This is a genomic window from Oryzomonas sagensis (assembly GCF_008802355.1).
GTDB lineage: Bacteria > Desulfobacterota > Desulfuromonadia > Geobacterales > Pseudopelobacteraceae > Oryzomonas > Oryzomonas sagensis.
The window spans coordinates 453108-466398 of the sequence record NZ_VZRA01000001.1 but is presented as its reverse complement, the minus strand read 5'-3'; the positions used below and the strand labels follow the sequence as shown (position 1 = coordinate 466398).

The window sequence follows — 13291 nt, the reverse complement described above, 5'->3', positions numbered from 1 at the left end:
GCGTTGCCTACCGTATTTTCCATGTGGTCCCCTGGGCGGAATCGAGCAATTGCACCCCTTTTTCCAGCAGCAGGTCGCGGATCTCGTCGCTTCGTTTGAAATTTTTGGCTTTGCGGGCCTCGGCCCGCTCGACGATCAGCCGCTCGATCTCCGCCGGGGAGATGTTGATCTGGTCTGCCTTGGAACTCTTGATCCCTTCCAGCCACGCCGCCGGACGACTACCGAACAGGCCCAGCACCTGCCCCACCTCGGCAAAACGGTCGCGCGTCCGGGCAATGAGCGACAGGCCGGCCGGGTCGGGGGCGCCCATCTCCGCCAGGAACCGGTTGCCGGCGCGCACGACATCGAACAGCACGCCCAGGGCCTGGGCGGTGTTGAAGTCGTCATCCATGGCTTCGCAGAAACGGGGGATAAGGTTTTCCAGTTTGTCCTGCAGTTCCATTCCGGCATCGGCCGGCGCTTCTCCCGCCGGCAGTTCGGGAGGGGCGGGGTTGTCAAGCAGGATGTCGTCCAGGGCCGCCAGAAAGGAATAGATCCGTTCCAGGCCCGCCTGGGCCTCGTCCAGGTTCTGATCGGAGAAGTCGATGGGCGAGCGGTAATGGGCCGAGAGGATGAAGAAGCGCAGGGTCTCCGGGTCGAACTTCTCCAGCACCTGGCGGATGGTGAAAAAGTTGCCCAGGGACTTGCTCATCTTCTCCGAGTTGATGTTGACAAAGCCGTTGTGCAGCCAATAGCGGACGAACTGGCAGCCATTGGCCGCCTCGGACTGGGCGATCTCGTTTTCGTGATGGGGGAAGATCAGGTCTTTGCCGCCGCCGTGAAAATCGAAGGTCATGCCCAGGAACTCCATGCTCATGGCCGAGCACTCGATGTGCCAGCCGGGGCGCCCCTTGCCCCACGGCGACTGCCACCACGGTTCCCCGGGCTTGGAATCCTTCCAGAGGGCGAAATCCATGGGGTGGCGTTTTTTGTCCCCCACCTCCACCCGCGCCCCGGCCTTCATCTCGTCCAGGTTGCGCTTGGAAAGCTTGAGGTAGTCGGGGAAGGTCTCCACGGCATAATACACGTCCCCCTCAGACTCATAGGCGTGCCCCTTGGCGATCAGGGCCTCGATGATGGCGATGATGCCGCCGATGTGGTCGGTGGCCTTGGGCTCCACCGTCGGCTTGGCCAGCCCCAGACGCTCCATGTCTTCGTCGAATGCCTGGATGTAGCGGTCGCTGATGGTGCGGTAGTCCACCCCTTCCCGGTTGGCGCGGTTGATGATCTTGTCGTCGATGTCGGTATAGTTGCGCACATAGGTGACATCGTAACCTGCGTACCCCAGGTAGCGGTAGATCACGTCAAAGACCACATTGGCCCGGGCGTGGCCGATGTGGCAGTAGTCGTAGACCGTTACCCCGCAGACGTACATCCCGGCCCTGCCGGGTATGAGCGGTATGAAAACTTCCTTTTCACCGGAAAGGGTGTTGTAGACGCGCAGTGCCATGGTGCTGCTCCCATAAAAATGATTTGTTGTGTTTCTGCGGTGCTTGCCATCTGTCGGCCTGACGAGGCGGTGCGGCATCGCCCCCTGTCGCATCATGCCGGAACCCCCGGGCCGATGTCGCGGAAGAGGTTACTTTACCACGGTGGGGCCCTGTGCCGTGAGGGTTATCACGGTCACGCCCCGCCGGTTTTTGCGGCGTCCCTCGGCCGTCCTGTTGCTGGCGACGGGGATGGAACAGCCATAGGCGTTGATGCTGATCCTTTCCGGATCGATGTCCCCGTTGCGCAGTATCTGGTTTTTGATATTGATGGCCCTGACGCGGGAAAGGGTCATATTGTAATCGAACGGTCCCGTGTAATCGGCATGCCCTTCCACATGGGCGGATACCTGGGGGTTCTTCTTCATAAATTCGTAGATTTCCTTGATCTTCCGGTAATATTTGGGGTTGATGTCGGCCTTGTCCACCCTGAAGGTGATGACAAGCTTCATCAGCGGCTTTTCGTCGTAAACGATCCTGCTGTCGGGGGTCGCGGGGCAGCTGTCCGTGGCTGCGGTAAAATAGCCTGCGCTGGACATGCCTTTTCGCGGCAGGAACGGTTTGATGGGCACCTCGATCAGTATGGGCGCCGCCTCAGGGGGCTCGGGCTCCGGTCCCGGCCTTTGGGGTGCCGGCGCCGGGGGGGCGGCAGCCACGGGTGGTGTCGACCGTACGGGCGCCAGGGCCGGCCGCGGCGCCGGAGCCGGCGGAGCGGCAACTACCGCAGCAGGAGGAACCGGAGCGGTAACCGTCGGAGCAGCAACCGTCGGAGCAGCAACCGTTGGGGAAGCAACCGTTGGGGAAGCAACCGTCGGAGGAGCAACCGCCGGAGCGGTAATTGCGGGAGCCGTGGGCACCGTAGTGGCGCTCCCCAGCGGGCAGCCATCCTTGTCTACCGGGACCCCCCAGGGGGTTCCGGGGCATTTGTCGAGATAGTTGGGGACCCCGTCGCAATCGGAATCCAGCAGGGTTACGCCATTGAGCTTGGCGATGCAATCCGTCATGGCGGCCCCGGGGGCGGGCTGCGGTCCCTTCCGGGGAACGGCGGCGGCCGGCGGCGCGACGGCAGGTGCCGCGAGGCTGGTCGTTGTTTTCTCCCCGGTTATCGCCCCTGCCGGAGCTTGCCCGGCCGGTGCGGGGGCGGCGGTTTCGGCCTGTTCCGTCGTTTTGGCCGGGCAACCATCCTTGTCGACCTTGACGTCTGCCGCTGTTCCGGGACATTTGTCCAGGTAGTCGGGGATACCGTCGCCGTCGCTGTCAAGCGGGCAGCCGTCCTTATCGACCTTGACCCCTGGCGGCGTTCCGGGGCATTTGTCCAGATAGTCGGGCACGCCGTCGCCGTCGCTGTCCATCGGGCAGCCGTCCCGGTCCACCTTGACCCCCTTGGGGGTTTCCGGGCATTTGTCCAGGTAGTCCGGCACCCCGTCTTTGTCGGAATCCACCGGCGGCACCCGTTTCAGCGACTTGTCGTAGCCCAGGAGGAACGACAGGCCGAGGGTCGATTCAAAGTTGCTGCGGGCCGCCATGTCCCGGTACACGAAGAGGTGGCGCAGGTCCAGGCGCAGCGCCAGATAATCCCTGAGGAAGTATTTGACGCTGGCGCCGTAGTCGAAAAATGCGTTTGCAGACGAGCCGCTGTTCCCGCCATCCACGTACATGCCGCCGACGCCGACGGCAACAGAGGGGACGAATCGCTCCCTGGGCCGGAGGGAATAGAGCGCCTCGGTGCGCAGGAGATAGACATTGACGGAGTCCTTAGTCGATTTCTGGCGGGTCATGGCCACATCGAGCCCGGCTTCGATCCCCAGGCTGTCGATGGCGTTGCGGCCGATGATGTCGTATCCCAGACGGAGGCCGTAGCTGGGGCTTGCCTCCAGGTTGCTGTGGCCGTCGAACACGACCACGCCGGCAACCGGGGTGAGGGAGAGCGAAGGCGTGACGGCGGCGGCTTGGCGTGGAGCGCGGAAATCCAGGGCAGCCAGGCAATCCCTGTGTGCGGACATGATCACGGTGCCGAGGAGTATGGATACGATGAACCTGCGCAACGATTTCTCCGTCCACATCAGAGATTTAAACTGCTACCATATACTACGTATAGCCACCCACTTTCAACCAAAACCACTATTTCGCGCAGGCCGGTTGTCAATTGGAAAAAAGTGCGTGCCGGATTCCCACTGGTTACGGAGCGCGGCGGGCGAAGTATGAACTGTTTTTTAAGAATTTGACACCGCTACCCCTTTTTGATATAGACCATAGACGGTTCAAGTGGTTAAGTACTGTGCCACCACTTATTCAGCGGGGAGTCGCAGATGATTATCCAGTGTGAACAGTGCTCCACGAAATTCAGGCTCGACGATGCCAAGATCAAGGACAAGGGCGTCAAGGTCCGCTGTGCCAAGTGCCGGCACGTATTCACCGTCACGAAACAGCAGGATCTGGAGTCCCCGGACGAAATCCCGGCCGGCTTTGGGCTGCCGTCTGCGCCTGGCCCGGATGAGGCTCCGGCTCATGATGCCGTTGCCCAGAGTGGGGCGCTGCCGAGCCATCCGTTTGCCGCAGGGAGTCCGGGTGATGACGTGTCATTCGCTTCGCCGGCGATAGAGCCGCCCCCGGCTCCGACAGGGGAGGTTGATTTCGGTTTTTCCTTTTCCGATGAGGCGCCGGGTGTTTCTGCAGACCATGAGGAAGCCCCGGCTCCCGCCAACGAGGCAGATTTTTCCGATTTCGATTTCGGCGATGTTGCAGCAGCCAAGGAGCAGGTGAGTGCATCGCCGGCCCTGGATTTCAGCGGAGACGGCCGCCATTCCGCGGACCCCGCCCCGGATGCCGCCGGTTTCGACTTCGGCGATGGGAATCTGTTCGGCGATGCGGTCGCAGCCCCTGCGCCCGAAGAACCTGCCGAGCCGATCTCCTTCGATTTTTCGGCCGAGGCGTTTGCCGATTCCCTGGGGGCGTCTGAAGAGGCGCCGGGAGGGGGGGGGACAGTGAGCGGCATCGCTGCGGCCCAGACCGACGAACCCTTCAGCCTGGGGGAAATCGACTTCGGCGACGAGTTGACCTCCGTAGCCGTGCAGCACGTCAACCCCGAGGAACTCAAGCCCGCCCAGGAACTGCTCTTTGCCCCCCTGGCGGAAGCGCAGGAAAAGAAGGGCTCCGACGTCGGGGAGGGGCCTGACGCCGCGGCCTTTTTTACCACACAGCAGGAAGAGCTGCCGCCGCTTTCCATCTCCTCGCGCCGCAAGCAGAGCCCCGTCTTCATGGGGGTGGCCGCCGCGCTCGTCGTGGCTGTCGTGGCGCTGTTGGGCTATGCCGGGTACTCGATGTTCGGCGGGGAGAAGGTGGCAAAGGAGAGCGGACGGATTTCGGTACGCGGGATAAATGCCGCTTTTGTCAAGAACAGCGCCGCCGGTGAGCTCGTCGTGATCAGCGGTGAGGCGGTCAACGAATTCGGGGGGCCGCGGGCCGCCATCCAGGTGAAGGGGATGATCTACGGTCCGAACGGGCAGGTGCTGGCAAGCAAGAGCGCCTTCTGCGGAAATCCCTTGACCAGGGAACAGTTGGCCGGTATGCCGCTGGACAAGATAGAGGCCGCCATGGCCAACCAGTTCGGCGATTCGCTGGACAATCTGGAGGTGCAGCCGGGGAAAGCGATCCCCTTTGTGATCGTGATCGCCAAGCCGCCAGCGGATGCCAGGGACTACGGCGTGCAGCCGGCCGGCTCCACGGTGGCTACGGGAAAACAACCCTAGCGCTCACCGCGTGGCGGGATGAAAGAAAAAGGGCCGTGGAGCAATTCCGCGGCCCTTCTGTTTTTTGGGAGGCGCTTGCCCCGGAACCGTTAGAGTATCTCCACCAGTTTGATGTCGAAGGTCAGATCCTGTCCGGCCAGCGGGTGGTTGGCATCGAGGGTGACGGTGGTGTCGGTCACCTCGGTTACCATGACCGGCATTGCCGAGCCGTCCTGGAGGATGACCTCCATCTGCTGACCCGGTTCCGGGTTGATGTCGCCCGGAATCTCGCTCCGTTCGATCACGGCTACCATCTCTTCGGCGCGGGGGCCATAGGCCTCCTCGGAGGCTATGGAAACCTGAACCCTCTGGCCCGGTTCAAGGCCGATCACGGCAGCTTCGAATTTTGGGATCAGGTGCCCCTCGCCGATGACGAATTCCATCGGTGCGCCGGCCTGGCCGCCGCATCCGCACGAATCGTCGCTGCATTCGTCGGCACCCTTTTCCGAACTGTCGAATATGGAGCCATCCTCAAGCGTGCCGGTATAGTGCACGCGAACCTTGTCGCCGTTTTTTGCCTGTGCCATGTGTGTCTTTCCTTTCGTTGTTTAATTCAGCCATCTGACAGATAGGTGGGGAACAGGCATAATCCGTAAGGGCCGATACGTGTTGTCTGGTCGGCGTTACGGGGTGATCAACGCTTCCAGTGTTCTTCTCAGCAATGCGGGGTCCTTGCCGCAGATTTTGACGCGCTTGTGCCGCGAGGTTTCTCCCGAGACGATCTCCACCGCCGATTTGGCGACGTCAAAACGTTCGGCCAGAAATTCCCGGCACAGCTTGTTGGCTGCGCCATCCACCGGCGGCGAGGTCAGGCGGATCTTCAGGGCATGGTCCTGGATGCCGCACACCTCGTTCTTGGCTGCCCGTGGCTGGATGTGAAGGGTAAGGATGATGCCACCGTCCGTATCGGCACAGAGGGGCGGGTCAGTTTTGCTCATCGCCGGAGAGTTGACGGGCGTGGCTGTCCAGAAGGGCTTTGAGGCTGATCTCGAACTGAACTTTCTGGCGGCGGACCTCTTCGATGCGGGCCTTGAGATCGCCCAACTGCCGTTCGGCATCCATCACGATCCGTTCGGCCCTGAGTTCGGCTTCGGAAACGAGCAGCGCCGCCTCTTTCTGGGCATTGGCCTTCATCTCCTCGGTGATCCGTTGGGCGGCCAGCATGGTTTCGCGGAGGTCCTTCTCCTTCTCGCCCATCTCGGCCATCTCCCGGTTGTGACGGGCCTGCTGCTCTTTCAGTTCGTTATTTTCGCGGAGCAGGTTTTCCATTTCCGAGGCGACGGATTGCAGGAAGGCGTCCACATCTTCCGGGTCCAGGCCTCCCAGCATCTTGCCTTTGAACTGCTGCTGCTGGATATCGAGCGGGGTGATCTTCATCGCTGGTTAACCTCTCAGTTTGAGTGACATGCTGGCCGTCATGAGGTACTGGTAGGCGGTATCGAATACCACGATCTGCAGTACGTAGATCAGGGCAAAGGCCACCAGGGGCGACAGATCGAGCATGCCGGTGTCGGGCATGTGGCGTCTGATCCTGCGCAGGAGCGGGTCGGTGACGCGGTAGATGAAGTTGACGATCGGGTTGTAGGGATCGGCATTCACCCACGAGATGACCACGCTGGCCAGCAGGATGTACTTGTAGATGGTCAAAAGGCCGTTGCCCAGTTCCACGATCTTGGCCAGGGCCAGGAGTATGTTTGCAAAGAGTACCACGTCTGATAGCTCCGTATGGTGTATGGTGCCCGGTCGGCATTGTTTTATACGATAAACGGGCTAGAATATGCCTTAAAGTAGGTACAATGTCAAAGCAGAAAGACAGATGCTTGTCAGGGGGCGACAAGTCTGGTATAAACAGCTCCGGTAAAGGCGGCGCATCCGGGCCGCCTTCTTTTTATGGCGAGGTGCGACGATGCATGAGTACCGGGAATACCTAGAAAATGCCGTAACTGCGGCCCTGGCGGCGGGAAGTTTCCAGCGCCACCGTTTCGCGTCCCGTCTGGAGATCGACCTGAAGGGGGACAAGAACCTGGTGACCGAGGTGGATCGGGAGTCTGAACGGCTGATCGTGGAACACCTCCTGGTCCGTTTTCCGGGCCACACCATTATTGCGGAAGAGGGGGAGTATCCGCCGGGGGACTCCCGGTTCCGCTGGATTATCGATCCCCTGGACGGCACGACCAACTACGCCCACGGCTTCCCCTGGTTCTGCGTTTCCATCGCAGTGGAGGTGGAGGGGGAGCTGGCGGCGGGCGTGATCTATAACCCCCTGTCCGACGAACTCTTCACTGCCGCAAAAGGGGGCGGCGCCTACATGAACGGCCGCCGTTTGCGGGTTTCCACCAACGCCCCCCTCAAGAACACCCTGCTGGGCACCGGTTTTCCCTATGACTGCGCCACCGATCCGGCCAACAACTTCGCCAGCTTCGTCGCCTTCCAGAAGGCGGCCCGCGGTATCCGCCGGGCCGGCGCCGCAGCTCTGGACCTGGCCTTTGTCGCCGCGGGCCGTCTGGACGGTTTCTGGGAGCTGAAGCTCAAGCCGTGGGACGTGGCCGCCGGGGTCCTGCTGGTCCGCGAAGCCGGGGGGATGGTGACCACCTTCGACGGCTCGGCCTACGACGTCTTCAATGACCGCATCCTGGCCAGCAACGGTCTGATCCACGACGACATGACGGCCCTGCTCGCCGCGTCGGCCGCGGGGACCGCCCCATGACGCGCAAACGGACCGCGCTGCTGCTCTCCGCCTTTGTCCTGCCCGGCCTGGGGCAACTCTACCTCGGCCGCAAGGTGGCGGGCATCGCCATCATCATGGTGCTCAACCTGCTCCTGCTCCTGGCGTTGTTCGTGGTGCTGAAGGGGCTCGGGCCGGTGATTGCCGCCAAGGCGACCGCCGGCGCGGTCACGGTCTCGCCCGGCGAGGTCATGGCTGCCCTGAAGGGGGTCTCCGGTTTCGGAAAGGGATTATTGGCCGCATTTGCCTTGGTGTGGGCCTTTTCCGTTGCCGATGTCCTGCGCTGCCGCGTCGGGGAATGATTGCGCGCTGCCCCGGTTCCGTGAGTGTGTCGTTTATACAACATTCCGATTGACAAACAACGTTATTTTGTGAGAAATTCGACAATATTTACTTATTACGGAGAGCAAGTGCACGGCACGTGCGGCATCGGGGATATCATGATTCATGCGCAGGTCATCGGCAGCGGGGCGTATTCACCGGAACGGGTGGTCAAAAACGAGTTTTTCGAGGAGCTGGTGCCGAACGCCGACGAATGGGTGTTTTCCCGCACCGGCATCCGCGAGCGCCGGTTCGCCCGAGAGGATCAGGCGACCTCCGACCTGGCGACCATTGCCGCCCGGCAGGCCCTGGAGGCGGCCGGCATCGACGCCTCCGAGATAGACTGTCTTGTGGTGGGCACCTCGACGCCGGACATGATCCTGCCGGCAACGGCCTGTATCGTCCAGCACAACATCGGCGCCACCAATGCCTTCGCCTTTGATGTCAATTCGGTGTGCAGCAGTTTCGTCTATGCCCTGGAAGTGGCCGATAATTTCATCAAGTGCGGCAAGTACAGGACGGTGATGGCCATCGGCGCGGACACCTACTCCAAGATCCTCGATTTCGCGGACAAGTCCTCCTGCCCGTTGTTCGGCGACGGCGCCGGGGCGGCGATCCTGAGGGCCACCGAAGAGGATAAGGGGGTGCTCTGCACCTACATGCGCAGCGACGGCAGCGGCTGGCCGCTGATCCAGGTTCCCTCCTCCGGTTCGCGCAAACCGGTCACCGCCGAGACCATCGCCGCCCACGAGAATACCTTCAAGATGGCCGGCAAACAGGTCTATATCTTCGCCACCGAGGTGATCCCCGAGATTATCGTGGAGATCTGCAGGAGGGGCGGCATCCAGGTATCGGATATCGACTATATCATCCCGCACCAGGCCAACGTGCGCATGATTGATTTCATCGCCAAGAAATGCGGCTATCCCAAGGAACGTTTTCTCCTGAACCTGGACCGGTGCGGCAATACCTCGGCCGCCTCGGTGGCCCTGGTGCTCGACGAAAACCTGCGCAACGGCACCATCAAGCCGGGCAACCTGGTCCTGACCATGGGCTTTGGCGGCGGCCTCTCCTGGGGCGGCCTGCTGATCAGGTTCTGATGGCGACCGCGCAGAACGTCTGACGTCACCCCCATCGAGCAAAGCCACCGCGTTCTGGTGGCTTTGCTTATTGCCCCCATGGTGTAACCTTTTAGCTGTCCCCGCCGTCTAATGTGCAGAAAACGGGCACAGCCGAGCCGGGATGGTGCGAAAAGGGATTTCCCATACAACTTCGTATCGTACCGCGTGCAATGACCAGGAATATTTCAACAATTGTGACCAATGTGCCAGAGCCGCATTCCGACGAGAGCCTGATCAGCGCCACCCTTGCGGGCGACGATGGGGCATATGCACTGCTGGTCACCCGCTACAAGCGGCGCATCTTCGGATTGGCCGCACGTTTTGCCCGCGACAACGACGAGTTGGAGGACATTTGCCAGGAGGTATTCATCAAGGCCTTTGAAAACCTGGCGTCGTTCCGGCACGACGCCCCCTTTGAGCACTGGTTGACGCGCATTGCCGTGCGGGCCAGCCACGACGCGCTCCGCCGGCGGCGGCGCGAAAAGGGGCAAAGCGGTTTCGACGACTATGTCTTCGAGGTGCGGGACGTTGCCGCCGAGGCGCGTCACGAGGCGCGCGAGGCCCGTGAACTTCTGAAGTGGGCGTTTTCGCGCCTCAAGGCGGACGAGCGGATCGTCATTACCCTGCTGGAGCTGGAGGGGCATTCGGTACGGGAGATTTCGGCATTGACGGGGTGGAGCGAAGCAAACGTGAAGGTTCGTGCCCATCGGGCGCGTCAGGTGTTGAAGCGGGTACTGGAGGAAAGCGATGAACCATAACGCGAATGAAAGATTGGACCGGCTTTTTGCGGCGGCGCGTACCGTACCGGTTGACACCTCCGCCCTGGAAGAGCATTTCGAGACCAGGCTGATGGCCAGGTTAGGGGAGCGGCGCAGGGAGGTCATCCCCTGGTATGCGGTGATGTGGCGCATGGTGCCGCTGTTCGCCGTTCTGGTGGCCGTCATCGCGGTGTACGGCACCAGCTTCGGGCCGGCGCCCTCCGGCGGCGACCTGTTTGCGGCCATCAGTTCCAGTCAGGAAGAGTATCTGGCGCAGAACATCCTGACGGGGGAATGATATGAAGAATTTCAAGGTGATAGCGGGAATCCTGGTGGTGTTCCTCCTCGGTGCCGCGGGTGGGGCTTTGGTCACCTATATGGTCCAGAAGGCCCATTTCGAACAATCCATCATCGGCAACCGCAAGATACGGGAAGAGCTTATCGTCGAACGGCTCACCAGGGAGCTTGGCCTGGACAGCCGCCAGCAGGAACAGGTCAAGGCCATCACCCATGAGACCCATGAGGGGATCGGCGCGCTGAAAAAACAGATCCGTCCCCAGATCGAGGCCCTGCTCACGAGGGGGCAAGGGCGCGTGGAGGCGGTGTTGCGGCCGGACCAGCGGGAAACGTTCCGAAAGCTCGTCGCCGATTGGGAGACACGCAAGAACCAGAAGGAAAGGGACGAACGGAACCGCAAGTGAGCATTACCGTTTCAAGCCGCCGATCCCCGCGCCGGCTGCAAGCGGGGCAAGTCCTGCCGAGGTAAACAATGCCTGCACTTCATGGTGCGGGCATTTCTGTTTCCACCCCCCGTGGAAACTGTCCGCCGCCAGCAGAACCCCGCCCGGCGCGAGCAGCTGCGCCAGGTTTTCCACGACCTGCCTGATCTCCCCCGGTTGGTTGATGATCGGTCCCCCCAGGAGCCCGTTGCAGAGGATGAGCTCGAAGCGCTGCCGCTCCGGGGGGAGGGCCAGAAGGTCGGCCTGCCGGAAGGAGAGGCACCGCTCCGCACCGCCGGCGAATACCGGTGCCGCCCATTCCCGGAAAGCGCCCTGCCGCATCGGGTCGTGGGGAAAGGCGGCATGGGCCGCGGCCCACACCTCCAACGGATCGACGGTCCACCCTTCAACCCGAAAGCCTCCCGGTGTCATGCCGTGCTCAAGTAGCAGCCGCGCCAGGCCATAGGTCGCGGCGCCGTCGCCGCAGGCGGCATCCAGGCAGCGCACCGGCTGTTCGCGTGCCGGGCGGAGCTTCAGCCAGCGCCGGATAGCGGCGGTCTGCTCCGGGTAGCGGTCCATGGCCCCCCCGTAGAACCGTTTCGGCATGCCGGACCAGAAGAGGTAGTTCCTGCGCGCCTCACTATCCGCCACCAGCCGTTGCAGCAGACGGGCCGGGGTCGTGCAGGCGGAGAGGAGCGACGGCAGGAGAGACGCCACGCCGGCCCAACTGAGCGCGTCGCGGAAAACCCCGGCGGCAGGCGGCGTCGGGTAGCTGAGGGCGGCCCGCTGGAAGCGGTTGAAGATCGGCCGCACAAAGGCCAGGGGGAACCAGAGTTCGCTCTGGTAGTGGAGTTCGGGGGTCGGGCAGAGGCCGGGGGCGGGCCAGGGGGGCGGACAGAATGCGGCACAGGCAGCGGACATGCGACGGAGCCGCTCCAGGTCTGCTTGAAAATGGGCGGGATCGAGACGGGACGGGATGAGCCTTTCGAGATGGCAACCGGCAACCGCGGGGTCAAGGGACGGGGTAAAATGGAGCATCAATAATCCTGTAAAAACAGTCCACCACAAAGACACAAAGAACACAAAGAATGGCTTCAGTTGGTTATATGATAATTTCGTAATTGGCTGGACTTACTTTTTGGGTGAATACCTTCTCGTCGCCAACCCTGTGAATCCTTTGTGCTCTTTGTGCCTTTGTGGTTACTAATGACCGTCTTTAGGATAGCTGTTGAGCGGCCGGTACAGGGTGTCCCGCTCCACGGGGGTCCGGCCGGCCTTGCCGATCATGCGGATGATGCCCTCCTTGGTCAGGGACTGGGGGCTCCGGGCTCCGGCGTCGTGGCCGATCTTTTCCTCCACCACGGTGCCGTCCAGGTCGTTGACCCCGAAGGCCAGTGCGACCTGGGCGATCTTTTCCCCCAGCATGACCCAGTAGGCCTTGATGTGGTTGAAGTTGTCCAGGAAGATGCGGGCAACGGCCAGGGTCTTCAGGTCGTCCAGTCCCGAGGTCCCCTTGATGTTCAGCTTCAGGTCCGAATTCTCCGGCTGGAAGGCCAGGGGGATGAAGGCCTGGAAACCCCCGGTCCGGTCCTGCAACTCCCGCAGCAACTCCATGTGCCGGACCCGGTCGGCCGGCCCTTCCACATGGCCGTAGAGCATGGTGGCGTTGGTCTTCAGCCCGGCCTGGTGGGCCAGGCGGATGATCTCCAGCCAGCGGGCCCCGGAGATCTTTTCCGGGCAGATCTTCTGGCGGACCTCCTCCACCAGGATCTCGGCGCCGCCCCCCGGCATGGAGCCGAGCCCGGCGGCCTTGAGCCGCTCGAAGACCTGCTCGATGGTCAGCCCGGAGATGCGCCCGAAATAGTCGATCTCCACGGCGGTAAAGGCCTTGATGTGCAAGGTCGGCGCGACCTGGCGGATGGCGTTCAGCACGCGCTCGTAGTGTTCGAAGGGGAGATCGGGGTGAAGCCCGCCGACGATATGCACCTCGGTGGCACCCTCTTCTTCGGCCTGCCTGGCCTTGCGGCACATGTCCTCCAGGGCCAGGGTATAGGCCCCCTCGTCCCCCGGCGTACGGGAGAAGGCGCAGAAAGCGCAACGGTTGACGCAGATGTTGGTCGGGTTGATGTGGCGGTTGACGTTGAAGAAGACGTTTTTGCCGTTCTTGCGCTCGTTGACCAGGGCCGCCAGTTCCCCGATGGCCAAGAGGTCGGTGGAGTTGAAGAGAAACAGCGCCTCGTCGGCGTCGATGCGCTGACCGGCGCGGACTTTTGCGGCTATGTTTTCAAAAGTGCTCATGGGGAAACCTTCGTGTGGGTTACGGGGAGACCGGC

Annotated in this window: 15 protein-coding genes; 7 read left to right on the top strand and 8 right to left on the bottom strand. The window is 62.2% G+C overall.

Features of this window, described 5'->3' with window-relative positions; all coding sequences use genetic code 11:
* Positions 1-7: 7 nt before the first annotated feature.
* The gene (gene cysS, locus F6V30_RS02150; RefSeq protein WP_151154866.1) at positions 8-1489 is read right to left on the bottom strand and encodes a cysteine--tRNA ligase; all 1482 of its coding nucleotides are present in this window, start codon (positions 1487-1489) and stop codon (positions 8-10) included.
* Between the two features lie 129 nt (positions 1490-1618).
* On the bottom strand, positions 1619-3571 hold the full coding sequence (locus F6V30_RS17250) for an OmpA family protein (RefSeq protein ID WP_218043299.1): 1953 nt from the start codon (positions 3569-3571) through the stop codon (positions 1619-1621).
* 264 nt (positions 3572-3835) lie between these two features.
* Between F6V30_RS17250 and F6V30_RS02130 the strand changes: the two genes are divergently transcribed.
* Positions 3836-5275, top strand: coding sequence for a DUF3426 domain-containing protein (locus F6V30_RS02130; RefSeq protein WP_151154865.1), 1440 nt, complete (start codon positions 3836-3838; stop codon positions 5273-5275).
* An 89-nt stretch (positions 5276-5364) separates the two neighbouring features.
* Here the strand turns inward: F6V30_RS02130 and F6V30_RS02125 are convergent, their stop codons facing one another.
* From F6V30_RS02125 to F6V30_RS02110, 4 genes are all read right to left on the bottom strand, one after another.
* On the bottom strand, positions 5365-5841 hold the full coding sequence (locus tag F6V30_RS02125; RefSeq protein WP_149307623.1) for an FKBP-type peptidyl-prolyl cis-trans isomerase: 477 nt from the start codon (positions 5839-5841) through the stop codon (positions 5365-5367).
* A 96-nt stretch (positions 5842-5937) separates the two neighbouring features.
* Positions 5938-6252, bottom strand: coding sequence for a DUF167 domain-containing protein (locus F6V30_RS02120; RefSeq protein WP_151154864.1), 315 nt, complete (start codon positions 6250-6252; stop codon positions 5938-5940).
* On the bottom strand, positions 6239-6691 hold the full coding sequence (locus tag F6V30_RS02115; protein ID WP_151154863.1) for a DivIVA domain-containing protein: 453 nt from the start codon (positions 6689-6691) through the stop codon (positions 6239-6241). The genes F6V30_RS02120 and F6V30_RS02115 overlap by 14 nt, the downstream gene beginning before the upstream one ends.
* 6 nt (positions 6692-6697) lie before the next feature.
* Positions 6698-7024, bottom strand: a complete 327-nt coding sequence (locus F6V30_RS02110) for a YggT family protein (RefSeq protein ID WP_151154862.1) — start codon at positions 7022-7024, stop codon at positions 6698-6700.
* A 196-nt stretch (positions 7025-7220) separates the two neighbouring features.
* On the opposite strand from F6V30_RS02110, the gene F6V30_RS02105 reads away from it, so the two are divergent.
* The 6 genes from F6V30_RS02105 to F6V30_RS02080 all read left to right on the top strand — a co-directional run bounded on the left by F6V30_RS02105 (position 7221) and on the right by F6V30_RS02080 (position 10940).
* A complete protein-coding gene (locus F6V30_RS02105; RefSeq protein ID WP_151154861.1) occupies positions 7221-8021 on the top strand; it encodes an inositol monophosphatase family protein in 801 nt (266 codons plus the stop codon).
* Positions 8018-8341, top strand: coding sequence for a hypothetical protein (locus F6V30_RS02100; protein WP_151154860.1), 324 nt, complete (start codon positions 8018-8020; stop codon positions 8339-8341). The genes F6V30_RS02105 and F6V30_RS02100 overlap by 4 nt, the downstream gene beginning before the upstream one ends.
* Positions 8342-8479: 138 nt before the next feature.
* On the top strand, positions 8480-9460 hold the full coding sequence (locus F6V30_RS02095; protein ID WP_151154859.1) for a beta-ketoacyl-ACP synthase III: 981 nt from the start codon (positions 8480-8482) through the stop codon (positions 9458-9460).
* A 215-nt stretch (positions 9461-9675) separates the two neighbouring features.
* Positions 9676-10239 (top strand): RNA polymerase sigma factor, encoded by a 564-nt coding sequence (locus F6V30_RS02090; protein ID WP_246163135.1) that lies wholly within the window; start codon positions 9676-9678, stop codon positions 10237-10239.
* Positions 10229-10537, top strand: a complete 309-nt coding sequence (locus F6V30_RS02085) for a hypothetical protein (protein ID WP_151154857.1) — start codon at positions 10229-10231, stop codon at positions 10535-10537. Before F6V30_RS02090 ends, F6V30_RS02085 begins: the two co-directional genes overlap by 11 nt.
* 1 nt (position 10538) lies before the next feature.
* Positions 10539-10940 carry a hypothetical protein gene (locus F6V30_RS02080; RefSeq protein WP_151154856.1) on the top strand — a complete coding sequence of 134 codons (402 nt, stop codon included), beginning with the start codon at positions 10539-10541 and terminating at the stop codon, positions 10938-10940.
* A 3-nt stretch (positions 10941-10943) separates the two neighbouring features.
* On the opposite strand, the gene F6V30_RS02075 is transcribed toward F6V30_RS02080, so the two are convergent.
* Positions 10944-11996, bottom strand: a complete 1053-nt coding sequence (locus tag F6V30_RS02075) for a class I SAM-dependent methyltransferase (protein ID WP_151154855.1) — start codon at positions 11994-11996, stop codon at positions 10944-10946.
* Positions 11997-12161: 165 nt separating this feature from the next.
* A complete protein-coding gene (gene mqnE, locus F6V30_RS02070) occupies positions 12162-13256 on the bottom strand; it encodes an aminofutalosine synthase MqnE (protein WP_151154854.1) in 1095 nt (364 codons plus the stop codon).
* Between the last annotated feature and the right edge of the window lie 35 nt (positions 13257-13291).

Bases quoted from the DNA above. Each gene is read 5' to 3' on its own strand.
- F6V30_RS02125 (WP_149307623.1), bottom strand. From the start codon at position 5,841: ATGGCACAGGCAAAAAACGGCGACAAGGTTCGCGTGCACTATACCGGC.
- F6V30_RS02120 (WP_151154864.1), bottom strand. From the start codon at position 6,252: ATGAGCAAAACTGACCCGCCCCTCTGTGCCGATACGGACGGTGGCATC.
- F6V30_RS02075 (WP_151154855.1), bottom strand. From the start codon at position 11,996: ATGCTCCATTTTACCCCGTCCCTTGACCCCGCGGTTGCCGGTTGCCAT.
- F6V30_RS02105 (WP_151154861.1), top strand. From the start codon at position 7,221: ATGCATGAGTACCGGGAATACCTAGAAAATGCCGTAACTGCGGCCCTG.
- F6V30_RS02080 (WP_151154856.1), top strand. From the start codon at position 10,539: ATGAAGAATTTCAAGGTGATAGCGGGAATCCTGGTGGTGTTCCTCCTC.
- cysS (WP_151154866.1), bottom strand. From the start codon at position 1,489: ATGGCACTGCGCGTCTACAACACCCTTTCCGGTGAAAAGGAAGTTTTC.
- F6V30_RS02100 (WP_151154860.1), top strand. From the start codon at position 8,018: ATGACGCGCAAACGGACCGCGCTGCTGCTCTCCGCCTTTGTCCTGCCC.
- F6V30_RS02095 (WP_151154859.1), top strand. From the start codon at position 8,480: ATGATTCATGCGCAGGTCATCGGCAGCGGGGCGTATTCACCGGAACGG.
- F6V30_RS02115 (WP_151154863.1), bottom strand. From the start codon at position 6,691: ATGAAGATCACCCCGCTCGATATCCAGCAGCAGCAGTTCAAAGGCAAG.
- F6V30_RS02130 (WP_151154865.1), top strand. From the start codon at position 3,836: ATGATTATCCAGTGTGAACAGTGCTCCACGAAATTCAGGCTCGACGAT.
- F6V30_RS02085 (WP_151154857.1), top strand. From the start codon at position 10,229: ATGAACCATAACGCGAATGAAAGATTGGACCGGCTTTTTGCGGCGGCG.
- mqnE (WP_151154854.1), bottom strand. From the start codon at position 13,256: ATGAGCACTTTTGAAAACATAGCCGCAAAAGTCCGCGCCGGTCAGCGC.